The sequence below is a fragment of the Mesorhizobium loti CJ3sym genome, assembly GCF_000472785.1.
In the GTDB taxonomy this organism is placed as follows: Bacteria; Pseudomonadota; Alphaproteobacteria; order Rhizobiales; family Rhizobiaceae; genus Mesorhizobium; species Mesorhizobium loti_E.
In genome coordinates this window covers 335,499-356,297 of the sequence record NZ_AXAL01000002.1, presented here as the reverse complement: position 1 = coordinate 356,297, position 20,799 = coordinate 335,499, and the positions used below count along the sequence as shown (strand labels likewise).

At 62.8% G+C, this 20,799-nt stretch carries 22 protein-coding genes and 1 other RNA gene; 11 read left to right on the top strand and 12 right to left on the bottom strand.

Annotated elements, in window-relative coordinates:
• Window positions 1–64: 64 nt before the first annotated feature.
• Window positions 65–583, bottom strand: coding sequence for a dihydrofolate reductase (locus tag A3A9_RS0106295; protein WP_027058017.1), 519 nt, complete (start codon window positions 581–583; stop codon window positions 65–67).
• Window positions 583–1,590 (bottom strand): DUF4424 domain-containing protein, encoded by a 1,008-nt coding sequence (locus tag A3A9_RS0106290; RefSeq protein ID WP_027058016.1) that lies wholly within the window; start codon window positions 1,588–1,590, stop codon window positions 583–585. The genes A3A9_RS0106295 and A3A9_RS0106290 overlap by 1 nt, the downstream gene beginning before the upstream one ends.
• Before the next feature lie 163 nt (window positions 1,591–1,753).
• On the opposite strand from A3A9_RS0106290, the gene cobF reads away from it, so the two are divergent.
• Window positions 1,754–2,524, top strand: a complete 771-nt coding sequence (cobF, locus tag A3A9_RS0106285; protein WP_027058015.1) for a precorrin-6A synthase (deacetylating) — start codon at window positions 1,754–1,756, stop codon at window positions 2,522–2,524.
• A gap of 11 nt (window positions 2,525–2,535) precedes the next feature.
• Here cobF and A3A9_RS0106280 read toward each other — a convergent pair whose 3' ends face one another.
• The 4 genes from A3A9_RS0106280 to modA all read right to left on the bottom strand — a co-directional run bounded on the left by A3A9_RS0106280 (window position 2,536) and on the right by modA (window position 5,592).
• The gene (locus tag A3A9_RS0106280; RefSeq protein ID WP_027058014.1) at window positions 2,536–2,877 is read right to left on the bottom strand and encodes a winged helix-turn-helix domain-containing protein; all 342 of its coding nucleotides are present in this window, start codon (window positions 2,875–2,877) and stop codon (window positions 2,536–2,538) included.
• Window positions 2,878–2,958: 81 nt separating this feature from the next.
• A complete protein-coding gene (gene modC / locus A3A9_RS0106275; RefSeq protein ID WP_027058013.1) occupies window positions 2,959–4,071 on the bottom strand; it encodes a molybdenum ABC transporter ATP-binding protein in 1,113 nt (370 codons plus the stop codon).
• On the bottom strand, window positions 4,068–4,772 hold the full coding sequence (gene modB / locus A3A9_RS0106270) for a molybdate ABC transporter permease subunit (protein WP_027058012.1): 705 nt from the start codon (window positions 4,770–4,772) through the stop codon (window positions 4,068–4,070). The genes modC and modB overlap by 4 nt, the downstream gene beginning before the upstream one ends.
• 25 nt (window positions 4,773–4,797) lie before the next feature.
• A complete protein-coding gene (modA, locus tag A3A9_RS0106265) occupies window positions 4,798–5,592 on the bottom strand; it encodes a molybdate ABC transporter substrate-binding protein (RefSeq protein ID WP_027058011.1) in 795 nt (264 codons plus the stop codon).
• Window positions 5,593–5,762: 170 nt separating this feature from the next.
• Between modA and A3A9_RS0106260 the strand changes: the two genes are divergently transcribed.
• Window positions 5,763–5,972 carry a TOBE domain-containing protein gene (locus tag A3A9_RS0106260; RefSeq protein ID WP_027058010.1) on the top strand — a complete coding sequence of 70 codons (210 nt, stop codon included), beginning with the start codon at window positions 5,763–5,765 and terminating at the stop codon, window positions 5,970–5,972.
• An 11-nt stretch (window positions 5,973–5,983) separates the two neighbouring features.
• On the opposite strand, the gene A3A9_RS0106255 is transcribed toward A3A9_RS0106260, so the two are convergent.
• Window positions 5,984–6,778 (bottom strand): thymidylate synthase, encoded by a 795-nt coding sequence (locus A3A9_RS0106255; protein ID WP_027058009.1) that lies wholly within the window; start codon window positions 6,776–6,778, stop codon window positions 5,984–5,986.
• A 230-nt stretch (window positions 6,779–7,008) separates the two neighbouring features.
• Window positions 7,009–7,320 (bottom strand): DUF2853 family protein, encoded by a 312-nt coding sequence (locus A3A9_RS0106250; RefSeq protein ID WP_027029651.1) that lies wholly within the window; start codon window positions 7,318–7,320, stop codon window positions 7,009–7,011.
• 169 nt (window positions 7,321–7,489) lie between these two features.
• Between A3A9_RS0106250 and ssrA the strand changes: the two genes are divergently transcribed.
• Window positions 7,490–7,849: a transfer-messenger RNA gene (gene ssrA / locus A3A9_RS42150) on the top strand.
• Window positions 7,850–8,049: 200 nt separating this feature from the next.
• Here ssrA and A3A9_RS0106240 read toward each other — a convergent pair.
• Complete coding sequence (locus A3A9_RS0106240) at window positions 8,050–9,252, bottom strand: multidrug effflux MFS transporter (protein WP_027058008.1); 1,203 nt, start codon at window positions 9,250–9,252, stop codon at window positions 8,050–8,052.
• Between the two features lie 192 nt (window positions 9,253–9,444).
• Here A3A9_RS0106240 and A3A9_RS0106235 point away from each other — a divergent pair, with 192 nt between their 5' ends.
• From A3A9_RS0106235 to A3A9_RS0106220, 4 genes are all read left to right on the top strand, one after another.
• Window positions 9,445–10,134, top strand: coding sequence for a TetR/AcrR family transcriptional regulator (locus A3A9_RS0106235; RefSeq protein WP_027058007.1), 690 nt, complete (start codon window positions 9,445–9,447; stop codon window positions 10,132–10,134).
• 167 nt (window positions 10,135–10,301) lie between these two features.
• Window positions 10,302–10,841: an SspB family protein gene (locus A3A9_RS0106230; protein ID WP_027058006.1), complete on the top strand. Its 540-nt coding sequence runs from the start codon at window positions 10,302–10,304 to the stop codon at window positions 10,839–10,841.
• A 17-nt stretch (window positions 10,842–10,858) separates the two neighbouring features.
• On the top strand, window positions 10,859–11,053 hold the full coding sequence (locus A3A9_RS0106225; protein ID WP_027058005.1) for a DUF4169 family protein: 195 nt from the start codon (window positions 10,859–10,861) through the stop codon (window positions 11,051–11,053).
• Window positions 11,054–11,063: 10 nt separating this feature from the next.
• Complete coding sequence (locus A3A9_RS0106220; protein WP_027058004.1) at window positions 11,064–11,288, top strand: ribbon-helix-helix domain-containing protein; 225 nt, start codon at window positions 11,064–11,066, stop codon at window positions 11,286–11,288.
• Here the strand turns inward: A3A9_RS0106220 and A3A9_RS0106215 are convergent.
• Entirely contained in the window at window positions 11,285–13,087 is a 1,803-nt protein-coding gene (locus A3A9_RS0106215; RefSeq protein WP_051370786.1) for a chloride channel protein, read from the bottom strand. The two genes, A3A9_RS0106220 and A3A9_RS0106215, sit on opposite strands and share 4 nt — an antisense overlap.
• 150 nt (window positions 13,088–13,237) lie before the next feature.
• On the opposite strand from A3A9_RS0106215, the gene A3A9_RS0106210 reads away from it, so the two are divergent.
• The 3 genes from A3A9_RS0106210 (at window position 13,238) to A3A9_RS0106200 (ending at window position 15,021) form a co-directional block, all read left to right on the top strand.
• Window positions 13,238–13,675 (top strand): MarR family winged helix-turn-helix transcriptional regulator, encoded by a 438-nt coding sequence (locus A3A9_RS0106210; RefSeq protein ID WP_027058002.1) that lies wholly within the window; start codon window positions 13,238–13,240, stop codon window positions 13,673–13,675.
• A 125-nt stretch (window positions 13,676–13,800) separates the two neighbouring features.
• Complete coding sequence (locus A3A9_RS0106205; RefSeq protein ID WP_027058001.1) at window positions 13,801–14,106, top strand: hypothetical protein; 306 nt, start codon at window positions 13,801–13,803, stop codon at window positions 14,104–14,106.
• A gap of 27 nt (window positions 14,107–14,133) precedes the next feature.
• Complete coding sequence (locus A3A9_RS0106200) at window positions 14,134–15,021, top strand: sigma-70 family RNA polymerase sigma factor (protein WP_027058000.1); 888 nt, start codon at window positions 14,134–14,136, stop codon at window positions 15,019–15,021.
• Window positions 15,022–15,064: 43 nt separating this feature from the next.
• On the opposite strand, the gene A3A9_RS0106195 is transcribed toward A3A9_RS0106200, so the two are convergent.
• Window positions 15,065–19,051, bottom strand: a complete 3,987-nt coding sequence (locus tag A3A9_RS0106195) for an AsmA family protein (protein ID WP_027057999.1) — start codon at window positions 19,049–19,051, stop codon at window positions 15,065–15,067.
• Window positions 19,052–19,182: 131 nt separating this feature from the next.
• On the opposite strand from A3A9_RS0106195, the gene A3A9_RS0106190 reads away from it, so the two are divergent.
• The gene (locus A3A9_RS0106190; RefSeq protein ID WP_027057998.1) at window positions 19,183–20,169 is read left to right on the top strand and encodes a Dyp-type peroxidase; all 987 of its coding nucleotides are present in this window, start codon (window positions 19,183–19,185) and stop codon (window positions 20,167–20,169) included.
• Window positions 20,170–20,193: 24 nt separating this feature from the next.
• Here the strand turns inward: A3A9_RS0106190 and A3A9_RS0106185 are convergent, their stop codons facing one another.
• Complete coding sequence (locus A3A9_RS0106185; protein WP_027057997.1) at window positions 20,194–20,715, bottom strand: hypothetical protein; 522 nt, start codon at window positions 20,713–20,715, stop codon at window positions 20,194–20,196.
• Window positions 20,716–20,799 lie beyond the last annotated feature (84 nt).

Sequence of the window (20,799 nt, the reverse complement as noted above, 5' to 3'; positions counted from 1 at the left end):
GCCGACATCATCCGTTTTGGGCCGGTCGCGACCCTTTGTCGTCTTTCAATACCTTTTTTGTCTTTCAATGTATCTCGCGGCGGCGCTCATAAACTGAATAGCGCGTCGCATGGCTGTCCTTTTCCCCCGCCGGGATCTCCTGCGAACTGAGCAGGCGCCATGTCTGAGAGTCGATCGGCGGGAAATGCGCGTCGCCATCGACGGCTGCCAGCACATGCGTGACGTGCAGCCGGTCGGCCAGCGGCAGCGCCTGGGCATAGATCTCGCCGCCGCCGATGACGCAGACCTCGTCCACGCCAGCCATGCAGCGTCCGCGCACTGTCGCCAACTGGATCGCGGCTTCGAGCGTATGTGCCACCTCGACGCCCTCGGCGCGCCAGGCCTTGTCGCGGGTGACGACGATGTTCAGCCTGCCTGGCAGCGGCCGGCCGATGCCTTCATAGGTCTTGCGGCCCATGATGATGGGCTTGCCCATCGTGTCGGCCTTGAAACGCTTGAGATCGGTGGAGAGCCGCCAGGGCAGCCCGCCGTCGCGCCCGATCACGCCGTTTTCGGCGATGGCGACGTAGATCGCGACATGCATCAATTCGCATCCCCGCCATTGCTGTCCGACGGTTCGAGCAAGAGGATGTCGATGTCATGCTCCGGATAGAAATCATTCGCAGTCATCTCAAAGGTCGTCGGTCCGACCTTTTTGACATTGTCGCCGCAGAACGAGACCATGGCTTTGGGATTGCCCTTGTCTATGGTCAGCTTGAACTTGCCGATGGTGCCGGCTGCCCAATTGCCGCCGGTGGTCAGGATATAGGCGATGCGGTTTTCGTAGAATTTCGGATAGCCGTCGGCCTTCGCAGCCTGGCGCACCGCATTTTCGAACGTATCGTCCAGGCAGTAGCGTGTCTTGTACGATGCATATTGTCCCTGGAACTTGCCGTCGTAGAAGAAGCTGACCGAGGACGTGCCGCCGACGCTCGGCTTGTAGCGGTGCGAAACATGGACGTCCTTGTTGGCCGGAAAGATCGAGCGCCACCAATAGGTCGAGCGCAGCTGCCACCATGGCGCATAGGACGGTGTGGCGCTTTGGTCGCCTTCCGGATCCTCGATGATGATGCCGCGGTTGACCCAGTCATCGGCCACCGCCTTTGGCAATTTCGCCAATGCCGCCTTGGCGGCATCGCCGAACGGGTTGAACGGCACATTCTGGGCTTTCAGGTCGGCGCTGATGTCGATGCCGAGCGCGAACACCTTCTGCTCGAGCTGCGGCTTTGCCGCGACGCCGTCGATCGTCACCTCGAAGCCAAGGAAATTGTCGCTCTGATTCTCCGGGATCGCCGGCATCTCCTCGGGGTCGCCCGAAATGTCGGGCATCGGAAAGGCCACGATCGCGCTGACATCCTTGTCGGTGTTGTTGTGGAAGACGTAGTCGACCGTCACTTTCTCAGGCGAAATGAAGAGGTCCTCACTCTGCATCGCGACCGCATCGTTACGCGACAGAATGAGGCCGCCGGTGCCGAGTTCGGCAGTCGAGTCATTGGCCAGTGCCGGTGCGGCGGAAAGCGCCAGCACCATGGTCAGAACATATCGCAACATCGAAGCCCCCTCGGCTGGAATGCCTGGATGACCCTAGCGGTTTCAATGTGGCGTTTCAAAGCCCTTCCGTCTCACGGGACAGTTCGGACAGTCTGGACACGCAAGCGGTCTGGACACGCAAGCGGTCTGGACTAACAAGTTCCGATCGGGCAGGAGTTCGCCCATGCGCAAGCTTCTCGTCATCGGCATCGGCGCCGGCAATCCCGACCATATGACCGTTCAGGCCATATCAGGCCTGAACCGTGCCGACGTGCTGTTCATCCCCGACAAGGGTGCTGGGAAAAACGACCTTGCCGAATTGCGGCGCGAGATCTGCGACCGCTTCGTCACCAACCCGAAGTCGCGCCGCGTCGAATTCGACGTGCCGGTGCGCGCCGAACCGGCGCCCTCCTATCGCTCTACCGTCGACGACTGGCACGAAGCCATCGCCGCCATTTACGAAGGCCTGATCCGCGACGAGATTGCGGAAGACGGTTGCGGCGCTTTCCTGATCTGGGGCGACCCCTCGCTCTACGACAGCGCGCTGCGCATCCTCGAGCGGGTGCGGCTGAGGGGCAATGTTGGCTTCGAGCTTGAGGTCATCCCCGGCATATCAGCCATCCAGGCACTGGCCGCCGGCCATAAAATGGCGCTGAACCGCATCGGCGATTCCATCCTGGTCACCACCGGCCGCAAGCTCACCGAGGAAGGCCTGGCCGAAAATGCCGGCAGCACAATCGTCATGCTGGACGGCAAATGCGCCTTCAACACGCTGGCCGACCAGGATGTCACCATCCATTGGGGTGCCTATCTCGGCACACCGGACGAGATTCTTGTCTCGGGTCGCCTCGGCGATGTCGTTACAGAGATCGAAAAGGTCCGCGAAGAAGCCCGCCGGAAGAAGGGTTGGATCATGGACACCTACCTGCTGCGCAAGCCAGGCGAAGAGGATTAGACCCTACTGCCCTACCCCGCGTCGATCTCCGCCTGCAACGCATCCATATGTGTGGTCGCTGCAGCGCTCGCCGCCCGCTCGATTGCGCGAAAACGGCTGACCACAGCCAGGCCAACCGTCGTCAGCTGTGCGCCGCCGCCTTTGCGGCCTCCGGTCTGCGCCGCCACCAGCGGCTTGCCGAACACGCGGTTCATGTCTTCAACCAGGTCCCAGGCGTGCTTGTAGGACATCTCCATGCCGCGCGCTGCGGCAGAGATCGAGCCGAAGGTGGCGATGTGCTCGAGAAGCTCGATCTTGCCCGGACCTATGCGCCCGTCGGGATCGAGATTTATCCGCAAGCTCAGCGACGGCATTTTTGCTCCTCCGCAGTCACGCTCGATCTCACACTAGAAGCTCTTCGGCAAAACCGCTATTCCAAAAAGACATAGCGATCGTCATCCATCCGCCTCGACGGGCAGGCCGGCGCCGGTGTTCGCCCGGTCAAAGCTCACAGTCTTGATGACCGCGAAAACCTTGCCGCCAAGCTGAAGCTTCAGCACGTGTCGCGATTGTTCGGTGATACGGGCCAGCACGGTTGCGCCATTGCAACTGATGCCAATTTCGACCGCCGGCCCCTCGCCCGGGCTGATCGCGACGACCGTGCCTGGCAAGATGTTGAGCGCGCTGAGCCCCGTGGGCTTCACGGTGGCGATCATCACATCGCGGGCACGGATGCGGATACGCACGAGAGCGCCGGTCGCGATTGCAAGGCGCGGCACGCGGATTTCGCCGGCGGCCGAGCCGAGCACGGTCATGCCATACACCTCGTCGTGGCCCAGCACCTTGGTGTCCAGCACGGCGCCACCCTCGCCACGCTCTTCCGTGGGCAACAAGTCGAGCCTTTGCATAACCGCCTCGGTCGGGCCGCTGGCAACGACTTTGCCTTGCGCCAGCGTCACCACGTCGCTCGCCATCCGCGCCACCTCGGCGACCGAATGGCTGACATAGACGATCGGAATCTTCGTCTCGTCGCGCAGCCGCTCGATATAGGGCAGAATTTCGGCTTTGCGCACTTCGTCGAGCGAGGCCAATGGCTCGTCCATGAGCAGCAATCTGGGGCTGGCCAGCAGCGCCCGGCCGATCGCCACGCGCTGCTTTTCGCCGCCGGACAGCTTTGCCGGGCGCCTGTTCAGCAGCGGCCCGATGCCGAGCAGGTCGACAACAGCATCCATGTCGGAATAGCGCTCGGCGGCCGGCGTGAAGAAGCGGCCGTAGCGCAGATTGCTGGCGACACTCATATGCGGAAACAGCCGCGCGTCCTGGAACACCATGCCGATGCGGCGCTTGTGCTTCGGTACGAAAACCCCGGCGTCGGTATCGACCAGCACGCGGCCATCGACCTCGATGCGGCCCTTGTCGGGCCGAATCAGTCCCGCGATCATGTTGATAAGCGTCGTCTTGCCGGAGCCAGACGGCCCGAACAGCGCCGTCAGCCGTCCAGCACTCTCGAAGCGGACGTCGATGGCGAAATCACCGAGCCGATGGCTGATGTCGACGAGGACGCTCATTCGATGTCCATCCGCCGGCCGACCCGCCGCGCCAGCACTTCCGACGCGACCAGTGCCGCCATCGAGATGACGATCGAAATCAGCGTCAGCCGCAGCGCGCCCTCATCGCCGCCCGGCACCTGCGTAAAGGTGTAGATAGCCGAGGGCAGCGTCTGCGTCTCGCCGGGAATGTTGGAGACGAAAGTGATTGTCGCACCGAATTCCCCCATTGCCTTGGCGAAGGCCAGGATGGCGCCGGCGATCAGCCCGGGCAGGATCAACGGCAGCGTGATGGTGCCAAACACCCACAAAGGATTGGCGCCAAGGGTTCCCGCCGCCGCCTCCATCTTGCGGTCCACCGCCTCGATCGACAGCCGGATCGCCCGCACCATCAGGGGAAAGCCCATGATGCCGCAGGCAAGTGCCGCACCTGTCCAGCGAAACGAGAAGACGATGCCGAAATGTTCGGCCAGGAAGGCGCCGGCCAGGCCGCGCTTGCCGAAGGTCAAAAGCAAGAGATATCCGGTCACGACAGGCGGCAGGATCAACGGCAGATGAACCAAGCCGTTGAGCAGAGTCTTGCCCCAGAACTGGCCTCGGGCCAGCAGCAGCGCGATCAGGATGCCCGGAGGCAGGCTGAAAAGCATCGCCACCGTCGCCACCTTGATGGACAGCCGGACCGCATTCCATTCGTCGGGACTGAGGTCCAGCAGCCAGTTCATAGTGCGAGGTAAAGCCCCTTGGACCTCAGTTGCTCGGCGTCAGCACCGTGAAGCCCTGATCCTTGAACAGTGCCCCGGCCTTTGCCGACTGCAGGCATTTCAGGAAAGCCGGCGTATCCTTGTCCTTCGAATCGGCGGTTTGGGCAACCGGGTAGATGATCGGCGGATGCGAATCCTCCGGGAAGGTGCCGACCACCTTGACGCCCTTTTCGGCATGCGCGTCGGTGGCATAAACGATGCCGAGCGCTGCCTCGCCTGTCGAAACCAGTTTCAGTGCCGCGCGAACATTCTCGGCCTGCGCCACCTTGCCTTCGACAGACGACCAGACGCCGAGCGATTCAAGCGCCGCCTTTCCGTATTTGCCGGCCGGCACTGCCTTGAAATCGCCCATGGCGAGCTTGCCGTCGCCGATCAGCTTGGCGAGATCAAAACCCTTCTCGATCTTGGTCTCGACTTTCGAATCTTTCGGCGCCACCAGCACGATCTCGTTGCCGAGCAGCTTCACTTCAGTGTCCGGCTTGGTCAGCTTCTTGTCGGAGAGATATTTCATCCAGTCGAGGTCGGCCGAGATGAAGACATCAGCCGGCGCCCCGCCCTCGATCTGTTTGGCCAGCGCGGAGCTGGCGGCATAGGAGACGGTCGCGGCCTCACCGACATCGGCCTCGCATACCTTGTTCACGGCATCGAGCGCGTCCTTCAGGCTGGCCGCGGCAAAAACGACGACCTTGTCCTCAGCGTGAGCGACCGGCGCCGCGGCCATCAAGGCTGCCGCAAAACCGCCAAGAGCGATCACCCTCAATCCGAACCCTTTGCGCGTCATGAAAATTCTCCCTGGGTTTAAAATCCAACCGGCTCGAGCCTACCGATCGATATATCCATATGAACATAACAAGGGAAGACTTTTTGCCCGACGCCGGCATTGTATCTGGATGTCATCGCGGCCTACGATGAACCAGGCTGGCTACAGCGAAAGATAAAAGGAGACGTACGATGAAGATCAGCGCTCGCAACATCCTCAAGGGAACGATCACCGAGATAGTCAAGGGAGCCACCACCTCGCATGTCAGGATCGACATCGGTGGCGGCGTCATCGTCACCGCCTCGATCACCAACGAGGCCGTCGCCGACCTCAAGCTTGAAAAAGGCAAGCAGGCCTATGCCGTGGTCAAGGCCTCGGACGTGATGGTCGGCATCGACTGAAGCTTGCCGCCCTAGACGGCAATAGGCGCCTTGATGCTCGCATCGGCGACGTAGTTTTCCAACCGGAGATCCTCGAAGCGGAACGCAAAGAGGTCTTTGACCTCCGGATTGATCCACATTGTCGGCAGCGCCCTTGGCGTGCGCTTCAGCTGCTCGCGGGCCTGATCGAAATGATTTGAGTAGAGATGCGCGTCGCCCAGCGTGTGGACGAAATCGCCCGGCCTCAGCCCGGTCACCTGCGCCACCATCAGCGTCAGCAGCGCGTAGGACGCGATGTTGAACGGCACGCCGAGGAAGATATCGGCCGAACGCTGGTAGAGCTGGCAGGAAAGCTTGCCTTCCGACACGTAGAACTGGAACAGGCAGTGGCAGGGCGGCAGCGCCATCGCTTCCACCTCGGCAGGATTCCACGCCGAGACGATCAGCCGCCGCGATTGAGGATTGCGGCGTATCTCCTTGAGAAGGCCAGCGATCTGGTCAATCGAGCCGCCGTGGCCATCGGGCCAGGAGCGCCACTGCTTGCCATAGACCGGGCCGAGGTCGCCATTCTCGTCGGCCCATTCGTCCCAGATCGTAACGCCGTGGTCGGTCAGGTACTTGATGTTGGTGTCGCCTGCCAGGAACCAGAGCAATTCATGGATGATCGACTTCAGGTGCAGCTTCTTGGTGGTGGTGACCGGAAAGCCGCGCGCCAGGTCGAAACGCATCTGGTAACCGAAGACAGAGCGCGTACCGGTGCCTGTGCGGTCACCGCGGTCGGCGCCGTTTTCCAGCACATGCTGCAAGAGGTCGAGATATTGGCGCATCGGATTAGGCTCGATTCGAGATTTCACCAATCATAGCGCATGTGCGCGCTGATGCCACGCCTGTCTCAGGTCTTCCCCCCGAATAGAGAGTGGAGAACTCTTCAGAATTCGCTCTGGCGAGTCCAATAGGGTGGTTTTTGAGAACCGGAGCGGAGCGTACTTAAGTACGTGAGCACCGGAAGCGCAGAAAACCGCCCCAGTCGGCCGTCAGAGTAGAATTCTCAGAGGTCTCAGAGCGAGCCGAGCTTGCCCAGATCCTTGGCCACCAGATAATAGAAGGTCACGCGGCCCTTGCTGTGATCGGCGTGCATCGCCTTGCAGGTCTTCTCGATCGCCGCATCGGCCTTCGCCCCGTCGCTGACGCCGAGCTTCTTGGCCACCCAGCTCTCCTTGACCCGCTCCAGTTCCTTCGGGTCAGTGCAGGACACCAGCGAGGAGTCGCGGTTCCTGAGCGCGATGCCCAGATGCTTGACGATCTTTTCGACCACGTCGGCACTTGCCGCGGCATCGTACTTCTTCACGTCTGCAAGATAGTCGGCCATCAAAATTCCCCTCGTCGGCGCTACGGATCCGATCGATGAGGGCTGTGGCGCGCTTCGCAACTTGTGCGCTAGGTCGGCAACTCCTCACCGGTCGCAAAGCTTCGGTTGAGACCGCGCCCAAGTCAACCCTTTGGCGTCGCGATTTGACACGGGGACAAAGCCCGATTGCGGCCTTTCAATTTCCATGATCGCCCCCTATATTCGTTTTGTCGGCTTGACCGACTATGGCGATAAATGGGCGATGAAATAAGCCGTTCGGACCCGGGGGCGGTACCCGGCGCCTCCACCAAAAGCCGCTGTTGACGACAGAGCGGTTTTTGATGGGGGCGAAATAGGATCGACGAAGGTGTAAAGATCGTACTTTTGCCCGGCATGGTACCACCGTCATCGGGCTAAACCTGTAGTTGCAAATGACAACTATGCGGAAGCACGTCTCGCCGCGTAAGCGGTGCGATAGCTTCAAATCAAGCCCTAGAGGTTCGCACTTCTAGGCGGGGTTCGGAGGTACCTGGCAACAGAAACCTCCACTTCTCCCCCTCAATATGTGCCACGCACAGCGGCAGGCTCTTGCCGTCCAGACTTCGCACGGCCTGTAGGCCGCGGAGCCGCCACGTCGCGTGGGTCTTTTCCATGGAAAAAAATGCAAAACGATTCTGGTGGCCGGCGATTGGCCTGAAGACATCAAAAAGGCCGGATGACCCGGCCTTTTTTGTTGCAGGTGGCGACTGCCTACTCGGCCGGCGCTTCTACAGCTTCGCGCGAGCGGAGCGTGAACTTGGCCAGCGTGAACGAGATCACCGCGCAAAGCGTGATGCCGGCGACCATCGGCAGCGGCGTGCCGTCGAAGAACACGCCGGCGACGCCCATGGCGAGCGCGCCGATGGCGAAGTGCAGCGTGCCCATCAGCGCCGACGCTGTACCGGCTATCTCGCCATGCTCTTCCATGGCCAGCACCGAAGTGGTGGGAATGACCAGGCCGAGGAAGCCGTAGCCGACGAACAGCAGTGCCGCCATCACGTCGAGCCGGTCGACGCCCGTCGCCATGATCGCAAACAGCACAACCATCGTCGTGGCATAGCCGGTCACCGCCACCCAGACGACTCGCTTCAACCCGAAGCGCCCTGCCAGCAGCCCGGTCAGCTGCGACATGCCGATGAAGGCCACCGCGTTGATCGAGAAGAACACGCTGTAGACCGAAGGCGACAGCCCGTAATGATCGATCAGGATGAAGGACGAACTCGACAGATAGACGAAGAAGCTGGCAATTCCGAAGCCGGCGATCGCCACCAGACCGAGGAAGTTGCGGTCACCCATCAGCAAGCGATAGGCCGACAGTGCGGTGCCGAACGAGGAACCAACGCGTTCTTCCGCAGGCCGCGTCTCCTTGAGCGAGGTCGCGAGCAGGATGGTGGCAAGGGCTGCCGCACCGGTCACCGTCCAGAATACGGCGCGCCAGCCGAAAGCCTCGATGATCTGGCTGCCGGTCAACGGCGCCAGGATCGGTGACACCGAAAACACCAGCATCAGCAAGGACATCAGTTTGGCGGCTTCATTGCCGGTGTGCAGGTCGCGCACGATGGCGCGTGGAACGGCCATGCCGGCGCTGGCGCCAAGGCCCTGCAGGAAGCGGAAGGCGATCAGCCACTCGATGGTCGGCGCCATTGCCGAACCGATTCCGCCGACCATGAACAGCGCAAGGCCGCCATAGAGCGGCAGCTTGCGGCCGACCATGTCGGAGATCGGCCCGACGACGATCTGGCCGAAACCCATCGACAGGAAAAAGATCAGCAGGCTCATCTGCACGGCGGCGGTGCCGGCGTGCAGATCCGCGCCGATCGACGGCAGAGCGGGAAGATACATGTCGATGGCGAACGGGCCGATGGCGGACAACAGGCCGAGCACGACCGCGATGCGGAGGAATTTGGGACTCATGATAGTGGCTTCTTTCGAATTCTGGTTGCCGCCGCCAGGCGACGTCTAACCCTAGGACGTTCCATCCCGTGAGATTCCGACTCCCCAAGAGCGAATTCTATTCGCCTCTCCAGCGCGAAACCTCTTTATATATCGTGTCCACAAATTTAGACACTCTTGTCTAAATCGTCAATCACCTCTATATGGATTTTCATGAGACCGGGCTTTTCTCCTGACATTTTTCCGCCGCGCGGCCATGAGGCCAAACGTCTGTCGATCGTTGACGCCGCTGCCGGCGTTTTCTGCCGGGAAGGTTTTGCCGGCGCCAATATTGATCTGATCTCCGCGGAAGCCGGTGTTTCGCGCCAGACCGTCTACAATCATCATGGCGACAAGGAAAAGCTCTTTATGGCCGTCGTGCGCGACCTTACCGAGCGCTGCAATGTCGGCATCTTCGCCACCATCGCCACCTTTCCGGACCAGCCAGGCGATCTCGAAGCCGATCTGATCGGCTTTGCTGTGCGCCTCAACCAGAACTGCATCTGCAACCGCGACGGAAAATTCCTGCGCAAGCTGATCCAGACCGAGGGCGAACGCTATCCCGAATTGTTTGCCGAATGGCGCGAACAGGGTCCGGGCAGGACGTGGCCGGCAATCGCCGCCCGTTTCGCCCGCCTCGCCTATGGCGGCCACCTCACCATCGACGACCCCGACGTCGCGGCCCGTCAGTTCCTTGGCCTGGCCAATGCCGAACTGCAGACTATTTTCATGCTCGGTGGCACACCTTCCGAAGACGAAGTCCTGCAATCGGCAACCAATGGCGTTCGCACCTTCCTGCGCGCCTTCGGCAAGCGCCCTTCCCCGAGCAGCGTCAAAAAGCACACTGCGCTGGCTAACGCATAACATTTGCGGTTGCCGCCAAGCCGCCTTCCCGATCAAACAAGCCGGCTTGGCGATCAAATCATTCGCAATAGTCCTCGTCTCGGTGCGGCGGCGGTCTATATCAGGTTTACGCCGCCCTCAAGCTTGATTACAGCTATGCGGACGATTCAACGGAACCCGACCAGCACATGGCCGACGACCACATCCGCTACGACATTCTGGCCCAGGAGGCGTTGCGCGGCGTCATGCGCAAGGTCCTGGCCGAGGTCGCACGCACCGGCCTCCCCGGCAACCATCACTTCTTCATCACCTTCCTGACCGGCGCGCCCGGCGTGCGGGTGTCGTCACGGCTGCGCGAACGCTACCCCGAGCAGATGACCATCGTCATCCAGTTCCAGTATTGGGACCTGAAGGTGACAGACACCGGCTTCGAAGTCGGCCTGTCCTTCTCCGACGTGCCGGAGAAACTGGAAATCCCGTTCTCGGCCGTGCGTGGTTTCTATGACCCCTCGGTCAATTTCGAGCTCGAGTTCGACGTCAAGACCGACGCGCCGGCCGAAGAGGAACCGGCCCAGCCGGCGCCCGAGCCTCTGACCATCGTCTCCGAGAAGAAGCCGAAGGCCGAAAAGAAAGCCGCGACCGCCGAAGCCGAGAAAAAGCCCGCTGCGGCCGAGGCCGGCGCCAAGGGCGCCGAAGTGGTCTCGCTCGACGCCTTCCGCAAGAAATAGGCCGGGCGGTCCGCGCCATGGCCGACATCGTCAATCTCCGCCAGGCTCGCAAGCAGAAGGCGCGGGACGAGAAGGTGCGCGCCGCCGACCAGAACCGGGCCCTGCACGGCCGTTCCAAGGCTGAGAAGCAACGCGACCGGCTGATCGCCGACAAGGCCGAAAGGTTTGTCGCCGGCCATCGTCTCGAGCCATCCGCCAAGGACGAACCGTGAGCGCTCGGCCGTGAGTGTCGTCGAAAAGCGCTCGGTGACCATCCGCGGCCATCGCACCAGCTATTCCCTCGAAAAGCCCTTCTATGACGATCTGGTCGCGATAGCGGCGACGAGAGAGCTGACGCTCGCCGCACTCGTGGCCGAAGTCGACGAGACGCGTCCCCGCGACACCAACCTGTCCTCGGCGCTGCGGCTCTATGTCCTGGAGTGGGCGAAGCGCGGGGCGAGCGCCTAGACGCCCTCGGCCGCGCCCTTTTCTTTCCCTCGCCTGGTGCCGAAGCCCAGCAAGGTCGTGCGGTCGCGTTCCTCCGCCTGTTTCCTCGACCGCACGCGCATCAGATCCTTCCAGCCGACATAGCCGATCAGTTGCAGGCCTTCGCGCGCCACGACCGGCAGATGCGAGACGTTGGCCATCAACAGCTTGTCCGAGAGGCCTTCCAGATATTCGTCGGGAAAGGCGAGCGTCACCTTGCTGCCGGCAAGCAACTCGCCCAGCGTTGTCGTGCGGTGCCTGCCGGCACGGCGCCAGCGCAAGATCGCCGGCGGATCGATGAGGCCGAGCACCTGTCTGTTCTCATCCACCACCGGAAAGCTCGGGTGCCGGGTTTCCGGTGCGGTCAGGAACGCCGCCGCGCCATGCAGCGTCATCGTCGCCGGCACGCTCTCGACCTGCGACGTCATCACCTCGCGCACCCTCGTTAGCGCGAACGGATCGACGCGATATTCGCGCACCAGATGATGCCCTCGCCTGGCGACCTTTTCGGTCAGGATCGAGCGCTTCATCAAAAGCACGGTCACGGCATGCGCGGTCGCGCAGGCTGCGATCAAGGGAACAAGGACGTGCGTATTGCCGGTTAGTTCGATGGCGAAGAAAGTCGCCGTCAGCGGCGCCCGCATCGTACCGCCCATGGTCGCCGACATAGCCAGCAGCGCCCAGAACCCCGGATCCGCCGTCGGCAGGAATCCACCGAACACGGCGCCCATCGCGCCACCCATGATCAGCAGCGGCGCCAGCACGCCGCCGGAGGTTCCCGAACCGAGCGCCACCGACCAGATGATGGCCTTGACCACCAACAGCATCAGCGCGGCGGCCGCGACCGTGCGGCCAGCCAGCATGTCGGCGATGTTGTCGTAGCCGACGCCCAGCGCCTGCGGTTCGATCAAACCACCTATGCCGACCACCAGGCCGCCGATCATCGGCCACCACATCCAGTGGATGGGCAGTTTCTGGAAGGCGTCCTCGCAGGCATAGACCATCTGGGTAAGCAGTCCCGACAGCAGGCCGGCGCAGATACCGACCAGAACCCAGCCGCCAAGCCCGACGAACGAGACCGTCATGCCGCCCTGGAACGGAAAGATCGGCCCAGGCAAATGCAGTACGGTGCGCTCGACTTCGGCGATGACGGCCGCAACCGCCACGGGGATGAAGCTTCGCGGCGTCCATTCGAAAAGCAGCAGTTCCACCGCCAGCATGATGGCTGCAATCGGCGTGCCGAACACGGTGGTCATGCCGGCCGCGGCTCCTGCCACCAGCAGCGTCTTGCGTTCGTTGTCGCTGACCGGCAGCATCTGCGCGATCAGCGAACCAATCGCGCCGCCGGTCATGATGATCGGCCCTTCGGCGCCGAACGGCCCGCCGGAGCCGATCGAGATCGCTGACGACAGCGGCTTCAGGATCGCCACCTTGGCGCCTAGCCGGGAGCGCCCGAGCAGGATCGCCTCGATCGCTTCGGGAATGCCATGGCCACGGATCTTCTCGCTGCCATATCGAGCCATCAGGCCGATGATCAGTGCGCCTATCACCGGCACCATCACCGCGGCGTAGCCGAGCGGCGTATCCTGCATTTTCAGATCGGCGAGCGAGAACTGGCCGAAATAGGCGATGTTGGTGGCGAGCCGGATCAGCTTCAACAGCGCAATGCCGGCAAACAGCGCCGCCGTGGCCACCACCACGGCTATGGTGGCGATGTTCAGCACGCGCGCGTCGGTGGTGAAATCCCTGAGATGACCGTGTTCGGAATGGTGAGGCTTCATGGCTGGCTTTCTGGCGGCGGCCGGATCTCGGATATTCCGGCACGGCGAAGACGCCGGCCAGGTTTGTCGGCTCGCTATCTATCGTAACACGATATAAATTCAAGCCGGTTTGTATCAAAACCGTTTGAGCCTTTTGCCGGAATGGAACAAATGTCCGGAATGACGCAGCCAAAAAAATCACGCCCCGCCATCAAACAGGCCGATTACCAGCGACTGTCCGAGTTTCGCTACCTGATCCGCCGCTTCCTCGAATTCAGCCAGTTGCAGGCGGAAGATGCCGGCCTGACGCCGCGCCAGCATCAGGCGTTGCTGGCGATCAAGGGCTATCCGGATGGCGGACCGGTGACCGTCGGCGATCTGGCGGAGCGCCTGCGCATCCGCCACCACAGCGCCGTAGAACTGGTCAATCGCCTGAGCGAGGCGGGACTGGTCGCGCGGGACCAGGACAGGGACGACCATCGCCGCGTGCTGCTGCGGTTGACCGAGCACGCCGAAGATTGCCTGGCAGAGTTGTCGGCGGCCCATCTCGACGAGCTCTCGCGCATAGAGCCCATGCTGAGGCGCCTGCTCGATCAGGGCCGCGAGTGACGCCTCGGCATTTCTTTGCGCGGTGGCACCTAATATTTTCACGGTAGCCGAATCCTTTGGCCTCTCCGCGACGTCTAGGCGATGAAAAGCTCAGCAAGGCGGGGCGATCAGGAGGAAGACCAGAGATGAAACGTCATCTGATACGCTACAAGATGAAACCGGAACGGGCCGATGAGAACGAGCGGCTGATCGAGGCCGTTTTCCAGGAATTGCGCGACAAGTCGCCGAACGGCGTTCGCTATATGACCTTGCGCGCCAGCGATGGGACATTCGTGCATCTGGTCGAGACGCAAACCGATGCGCATTCCGATATCATCACCGGGCTGGCGGCATTCCGGGCCTTTCAGGACGGCTTCAAGGATCGCTGCAGCGAGCCTCCGCAACGCGACGAGATGACCGTGGTGGGCAGCTACCGGATGCTCGACGAGTAACCAAGCGAGGACGCAGAATGGAGGCTTATGAACATTCTCGATCCCGGCGAGCCTCGCGCGCTATTTGAGCGCCTGTTTGGGGACTTGCGCCCCAAACTCCACCGCTACTGCGCCCGGATGACTGGTTCGGTCATCGATGGCGAGGACGTGCTGCAGGAGGCGCTGGCCAAGGCATTCGAGGCCCTGCCCGGTGCCGAGCCGATCGCCAATCCGGAAGGCTGGCTGTTTCGCATCGCGCACAATACGGCGCTCGACTTTCTACGCCGACGCTCTCGCGAAAGAACCTTTGCCGATCAGGATCCGGACATGATCGTCGACCCGGCAAATCCCACCATCGATCGTCAAGCCGCCGCTGCCGGACTGCATACCTTCATGCGTCTTCCCGTTGCGCAGCGAAGCAGCGTCATCATGATGGATGTCCTGGGCTACTCCCTGCGCGAGATCAGCACCACGCTCGACACCAGCATCCCCGCGATCAAGGCCGCGCTGCACCGTGGCCGCGACCGGCTGCGCCAGATTGCGGACGAACCCGACGACCGCCCTCTCCCGAGACTGAGCGCCGCTGAGCGCCTGCTGCTTGATGCCTACATCGATCGCTTCAATGCCCGTGATTTCGACGCGGTGCGCGAAATGCTGGCCGAGGAAGTTCGGCTGGAGCTCGTGGCCAGGACATGGCTCAATGGCCGCCGGGAAGTCGGCACCTACTTCGGCAACTATTCCCGGGTGCAGGATTGGCATCTCGTGCCCGGCTTCGCTGAAAACAGGGCGGCAATCCTCGTCCGCGATCCCAACGACCCGACGGGGCGACCCACCTATTTCATCCTGCTGACCTGGCAGGACGGCAAGCTTGCCGCCATCCGCGATTTTCGCCACGCCCGTTACATCACCGAAAGCGCCAGACTGTACAGTCTTTGAGACGATTGCCTCTCGAGCAAGCGACGGAAAGCCTGCCTACTGCCTACTGGACTTGCAACGACTTCAAGAGATTGTCATCCGTGAACGGATTGGCCTTTGGCTTGGCTGGCGGATTATCGCTGGCTTCCGGCAGCGGGGCTCGCTCCACCTTCGGCTCGGCGGCCTTGCGTTCAGCCTCTAGTCGCGCCTTTTCCTGCGAAGCGATACGCTTCGCCTCCTCGGCCTTCTGCCGCTGTTCTTCTTCGGCCTGCGCCTTGGCTGCGTCGTCGGCGGCCTGCTGCTCGGCGGCAGCCTTTGCATCTGCATCAGCCTTGGCTTTCGCGTCGGCATAGGCCTTGGCTTTGGCCTCGGCATCCGCCTTGGCTTTGGCATCCGCGTCGGCCTGAGCCTTGGCGTCGGCTTCGGCCTTTGCCTGCGCGTCTGCCTCGGCTTTCGCCTTGGCGTCGGCTTCAGCTTTCAGCCTTGCCGCTTCCTCCTGCTGGCGCAATTCTTCCGCCGCCTTGTCACGCGCATCCTGCAGCGCTGCGTAGTAGCGCACCTCGCGCCGCAGCCGCTGCTTTTCGAGCAACGCCGCCTGCATCGCTTCGACGCGCTGCTGCTCTTTTTCCAGCGCGCGCTGGGTCAGGAACTGCGCCAGCGGTTCGCTGTTGAACTGCCGTTTGACGGCGCCGAACGGCCCTTCGGCGGTGAAATTGACGACCGGCTCGGACCCGACCAGCGCCTCGTCGCCGGGCTTGTAGGTAATGGCGCCCTTGGCGGAAACCGTGCTGGTGTTGAGGTCCGCCGTGATATCCGCGGACAGGGTCGCCGCCGGATTTTCGAGGCTGACCGGCGGCGCCCTCAGCGTGCCGCCGGCAACCGTGAAAGCGATGTCGGCGTCCTTGGCTGCAAAATTGCCAGCGGCGGCGATGGCGGGCGCGAAACCAGCGGTCTTGGCCGCGTCGATATCGCGCCCGATCGCGTCCGCCTTGGCTAGCAAGGCGCTGAGCGCATCGGGATTGACGCCTGCGACCTGCAAACCCTTGAGCGCCGCTGTGCCGGAACCCGACAGTGCGGCGACCATTGCGTCGACCGACTTGCCGCTGGTCGAAAGCGTCGTCGAAAAATCGCTGATGCCGGTGATACCTGCATCCGGCAACACATTGGCGAGATCCGCACCAATCAGTTTCATCTCGCCGGTGAAGAGCCCTGTGCCCTCATTGTTCTTCAACTCGAACAGGCCGGTCAGCGCCCCGCCGAGGAGTTTCGCCTTGAGGTCGGAAACGCGGATGCCCTCCTTGTCGAGCTTGAGCGAAAAGGCAGCATCATAGGCGGTGGCGAACGGACCGGCGGCAAGGGCTGCCGTCGTCAAGTCGAGATCGGCGGTGAACGGCAGGCTGGATTTCTGGCTGAAGGGTGCTGCCGGCCAGGCGCCGCCCTTGTCAGCCCCACTTTTGCCCGCCCCATTCTTGTCAGCAAGGAACGCGGAATCGCCGAAAAGCGCCACGGCCATCGGATCGAGGTCGAGCTCGTCGAGCGCCAGCGCGCCGGCCAGATGCGGCACGCCGTCCTTGGCGTCGACATTGATGTCGCCGGACACGGCCGCCTCGTTGATGGCGCCGCTGACATTGTCCACCACCAGCAGGCCGTTGCCATAGTCGCCTTGTGCCGAGAGCGATGTCGACATGCCCGCGCCCATGCCCGGCAGGCCGATGCCTGACGTCATCAGCCATGGTTCGATGTCGGTGGCATCGAGATTGATCTTGCCCTTGGCGGCAGGTCCTTGCGGCGTGTCCGCAACGGTTCCCTCGAAGCTGGCCTTGAAGTCGGCGCCTGTGAGATTGAAACTTGTCGCCAGGCCACCGCCAAATGTGCCTTTGGCCGAAATATCCGTCGTTGCCTCGCCCAGCATGCCGAGCGGCAGCGCCGGCAGGCCGTAAAGTGCCAAAAGGGCGGTGGCGTCCGGATTTTTGGCATTGAAGGTCAGCGTCACCGGCGCGTCGAGCAGCCTATCCGGCGCCCCCTTCCCAGACAGCGACGCCGAAAAGGCCGAGCCGCCGGCCTTGCCCTGGCCGCTCACGGCCAGCCCGGTCGTGCCATCCCCATTGTCGGCGGCACTTGCCACAAGGTCGACGCGCGCGTCCTGGAACAGGTCGGGATAGGCGGCGGCACGGCTCGCCAGCCCTTTCAGCACCGCACTGTCTGGATAATGCTGCGCGGCAACGTCGATCAGCGGCTTCAGGTCGACAGCAACAACCGAGGCGTCGAGCTTGCCGGTCGGGCTCGCCGGGAAATCCTTGATCCGGCCCGTAGCGCTGATCGAGGCGCCGGCCAGCCCACCCACCGAGAGCCGGTCGACTTCGAGCAACCCATCACGCAGCCTGAGCGCGGTGTCGACCGTGTCGGCGGTCAGGCCGCCTGCGCTCACCGGACCGGCCTTGATCTGGAAATCGAGGTCGCTGTTGGCAAAGCGGTTGGCGCCCTTGTCGCTGACGAAAATCGAGGCAAAAGCCGCCAGCCCGTCGACATCGAGCTCGCCGCCTTCAAGCCGCATCAGCACCGATGGTCTGGCGTCGTCGGGTTGACTGGAATCGATGCGCCCGGAGAACTTGGCCTTGCCCAGGATCAATTCGAGATCGCTGAAGGCTTGATGGTTTTCCGACAGATCAACCTTGGCCTTGAAGCCGGCAGCCGGCAGACGGCGGATCGCCTCGTCGACATCCTTCGACAGCCAGGCGGCAAAGCCCGAGGGTTGCGCCACAGCCAGCAGCAACGAGCCGGTGAAGCCGAAATGGCCCTGTACATTGAGCGCAAGCATGCCATCGGCTTCCAGCGTCGTGCGGCCCGGCAAAGTCGCGGCAAGCGACTTTACCTTCCATCCGCTTTCGACCGGTTCGGCCGAAAGTTTCACGTCGCGCACTGTCGTGTCACCGGCCACGACCGCCGGCAGGTTGACCTCGACGGTGCCGGGGATGGCCGGCTTCGGCAGGTCGAGCAATGCCTGCTCCAGCCCGGCAATGCGCTGGTCCAGCGTCAGGCCGGTGCCGGCCTGAGCGCCCACCGCCTCGTCGAGCTTCACCTGCGCGCCATTGGCCTCGATGGCGAAGCTCGGCTTCAGGCCGAGATCGACCGAAGCCTTGCCGTCGGCGGTGTAGGGATTGTCCAGCGGTCCGGTCTCGAAACGGAATTCGTCGACGCCAAGCTTCTGGTGGTCGAGCGCGAACTTGCCGTTCAGCCGGAAGCCCGGATCGGGCTTGCCGGCGCTGACTTTCACCGTCTCGCCATCGGTGCCGCGCAGCTCGGCGCTGTTCTTGTCGGCACCTGAGATCTTGAAGTCGCCGGAATAAACGGCGGCGCCATTGACGATGCCGGCATTGCCGTCGGTCTCGATGACCAGCGGATAGGCATCGGGATCGGCTTTCACCCGCAACCGCATCTGCCCGGAGCCTTCGGCCTTGCCGGTCGACGCCGCAACCGTGGTGCGAAGCCCGTCCAACCGCAGCGTGCCGTCCATGCGCCAGGGGCCGGCCAGCGACTTGGCCGAAATGGTCGAATTGATCTCTGAAAAGATATGGCTGCGTCCGCCGGCGGCATGGCGCAGCTCGACCTGCCCCTCCGTCACCGTCAGCTTCTCGATCGAAATCTGGTTGAGGTCGAAGGGCGAGGATGGCCGCATCGCCCAGTCGACCGTGCCGTCATTGGCAATGTCGATGGTCGCCTTCGGCCGCACCAGCCGCATGTCGAAGATCAGCACCTCGCCGCGCAGGAAGGGCGCCAGTTCCGCATCCATCGAAAACGTCTCGACGGTCATGGCCGGCTGGCCATTCGGGCCACCGGCGACGGCAACGTTGGAGAAGGTCACCGAGGGAAACGGCAGCAGCCTTGCCGTTGCGTCGCCCTGCACGGTCACCTTGCGGCCGAGGATGGCGCTCGCCTCGCGCTCGAATTCAGCGCGGTAGCCGGTCCAGTCGACAAAATACGGCACCACCAGCGCCGCACACAGCACCAGCACAAACAAACCACCGAAGATCACGAACAGGCGTGCGAGCATCAGCTCCGAACAGGTTGATTGAAATCTGCCGCACTCTACCCGCATCCGCGTGTCGATAAAGAGGCAATTCATCCAGTATTGCGTCATCCCAAGCGATCTGAAACAAATCCGGGAAAAGCGGAGATTTTCGGATGTCGGGCAAGAACTGGGACCGCGTGCCAATCGACGCACAGAGCATCGATGCGCCGCTTTCGCAGTCGGCGATTTTCCTCGTCGTCACCGTCGCCGGCGACCAACCGGCGCTGGCCAAGGTCTGCTCGGTGCTCGGCGAACTTGACGACCTGGTCAAGAATGTCGGGTTCCGCGACCTTGGCGGCCGCCTGTCGTGTATTGCCGGCATCGGCCGCGATCTCTGGGACCGGCTCAGCCCGGATCGGCGGCCGCTGGAGCTGAAACCATTCGCGCCGATCAAGGGCGCGGTCCATTCGGCGCCATCGACACCGGGCGACCTTCTCTTCCACATCCGGGCAGAGCGGCCCGACATGTGTTTCGAGTTCGAGCGTATCCTGCTTGACCGGCTCGGTTCCGGCGTCACGGTCGTCGACGAGGTGACCGGCTTTCGCTATTTCGATGCCCGCGACCTGCTCGGCTTTGTCGACGGCACCGCCAACCCGACCGGCCTCGACCTGCCCGCCTCGGCACTGGTCGGCGACGAGGATGCCGACTTTGCCGGCGGCTCCTATGTCGTCGTCCAGAAATATCTGCACGACATGCAGGCATGGGCGCGCATTCCAACGCCCGAGCAGGAAGCGATCATCGGCCGCACCAAGATCGACAACATCGAAATCGACGATGACGACGCGCCACGCAAATCGCACAAGTCGCTGGCCACCATCGAGGATGACGACGGCAACGAATACGACATTTTGCGCGACAACATGCCGTTCGGCAGGCCCGGGCAGAACGAGTTCGGCACCTACTTCATCGGCTATTCCAGATATCTCTGGGTCACCGAGAAAATGCTGCAGCGCATGTATATCGGCGACCCGCCGGGCGCCTATGACCGGCTGCTCGATGTCTCCGCGCCGCAGACCGGCACGACATTCTTCGCGCCGACCCGCCCCATGCTGCAGGCCCTTGTCGAGGGCGCGCAGCAACAACGTCCCGCCGCGCGGTAAAGGGGCGACGCTTATCCGCGAGGATCAGCGAGCGTCGCGCTTTGCTTGCGCCACCTTGCCCGCCTTGCGCTGCCGGCCGAGTTCCGCCGGCCGCACCAGCTTCGGCGCCCGCTCGTTGGCCACGGCCCGCATGCCCTTGTGAGCCGTCCGCGAATTGAGCGCGGTACCGTCCGCCGACGCATTTTGCTTCATGGCCAGCGCCTTGCGTGCATTCCCGACCAGCGAAATGCGAGCCGCCAGTTGGCGCCGCCGTTCGGCCTCGCCATTCAGCCGCCGCATGGCGTTCGCCAGAACCGCCAGCTTCACCTGCGAGCCGCCATCGGACTTCGAGGGGGCAGCCCCTTTAGGCGCGCCCTTGCCGCGTATTTCACGCCGCCGGCGGTGCGCTTCGGTCTGCGCCTTGTCGCGCCGCTCCCGCAGCAGCTTGACCAGACAGGAAAGGTCGGCGTCGGAAAGCTCCTGCACCGCCGGATGGTGCGATTTCTCCACCAGCTCGGTTTCATCGGCGCTCAGCGCGCGGGCTTCTTCCTTGCGTGAAATGGCCATGACAGTCCTCCTCAACTGGCGTGCCTGTGTTTTCAGGCGTGCCGCTCAAGGAGACTCGACCCGAATGGTGGCACGGTCAAGACG

Excerpts from the sequence above, each read along its gene's own strand:
- modB (WP_027058012.1), bottom strand. The coding sequence starts at position 4,772 with ATGAACTGGCTGCTGGACCTCAGTCCCGACGAATGGAATGCGGTCCGG.
- A3A9_RS0106290 (WP_027058016.1), bottom strand. The coding sequence starts at position 1,590 with ATGTTGCGATATGTTCTGACCATGGTGCTGGCGCTTTCCGCCGCACCG.
- A3A9_RS0106190 (WP_027057998.1), top strand. The coding sequence starts at position 19,183 with ATGTCGGGCAAGAACTGGGACCGCGTGCCAATCGACGCACAGAGCATC.
- A3A9_RS0106240 (WP_027058008.1), bottom strand. The coding sequence starts at position 9,252 with ATGAGTCCCAAATTCCTCCGCATCGCGGTCGTGCTCGGCCTGTTGTCC.
- cobF (WP_027058015.1), top strand. The coding sequence starts at position 1,754 with ATGCGCAAGCTTCTCGTCATCGGCATCGGCGCCGGCAATCCCGACCAT.
- A3A9_RS0106195 (WP_027057999.1), bottom strand. The coding sequence starts at position 19,051 with ATGCTCGCACGCCTGTTCGTGATCTTCGGTGGTTTGTTTGTGCTGGTG.
- A3A9_RS0106225 (WP_027058005.1), top strand. The coding sequence starts at position 10,859 with ATGGCCGACATCGTCAATCTCCGCCAGGCTCGCAAGCAGAAGGCGCGG.
- A3A9_RS0106205 (WP_027058001.1), top strand. The coding sequence starts at position 13,801 with ATGAAACGTCATCTGATACGCTACAAGATGAAACCGGAACGGGCCGAT.
- modA (WP_027058011.1), bottom strand. The coding sequence starts at position 5,592 with ATGACGCGCAAAGGGTTCGGATTGAGGGTGATCGCTCTTGGCGGTTTT.
- A3A9_RS0106215 (WP_051370786.1), bottom strand. The coding sequence starts at position 13,087 with ATGAAGCCTCACCATTCCGAACACGGTCATCTCAGGGATTTCACCACC.
- A3A9_RS0106250 (WP_027029651.1), bottom strand. The coding sequence starts at position 7,320 with ATGGCCGACTATCTTGCAGACGTGAAGAAGTACGATGCCGCGGCAAGT.
- A3A9_RS0106185 (WP_027057997.1), bottom strand. The coding sequence starts at position 20,715 with ATGGCCATTTCACGCAAGGAAGAAGCCCGCGCGCTGAGCGCCGATGAA.
- A3A9_RS0106230 (WP_027058006.1), top strand. The coding sequence starts at position 10,302 with ATGGCCGACGACCACATCCGCTACGACATTCTGGCCCAGGAGGCGTTG.
- A3A9_RS0106260 (WP_027058010.1), top strand. The coding sequence starts at position 5,763 with ATGAAGATCAGCGCTCGCAACATCCTCAAGGGAACGATCACCGAGATA.
- A3A9_RS0106235 (WP_027058007.1), top strand. The coding sequence starts at position 9,445 with ATGAGACCGGGCTTTTCTCCTGACATTTTTCCGCCGCGCGGCCATGAG.
- A3A9_RS0106295 (WP_027058017.1), bottom strand. The coding sequence starts at position 583 with ATGCATGTCGCGATCTACGTCGCCATCGCCGAAAACGGCGTGATCGGG.
- A3A9_RS0106255 (WP_027058009.1), bottom strand. The coding sequence starts at position 6,778 with ATGCGCCAATATCTCGACCTCTTGCAGCATGTGCTGGAAAACGGCGCC.
- A3A9_RS0106210 (WP_027058002.1), top strand. The coding sequence starts at position 13,238 with ATGTCCGGAATGACGCAGCCAAAAAAATCACGCCCCGCCATCAAACAG.
- A3A9_RS0106280 (WP_027058014.1), bottom strand. The coding sequence starts at position 2,877 with ATGCCGTCGCTGAGCTTGCGGATAAATCTCGATCCCGACGGGCGCATA.
- modC (WP_027058013.1), bottom strand. The coding sequence starts at position 4,071 with ATGAGCGTCCTCGTCGACATCAGCCATCGGCTCGGTGATTTCGCCATC.
- A3A9_RS0106200 (WP_027058000.1), top strand. The coding sequence starts at position 14,134 with ATGAACATTCTCGATCCCGGCGAGCCTCGCGCGCTATTTGAGCGCCTG.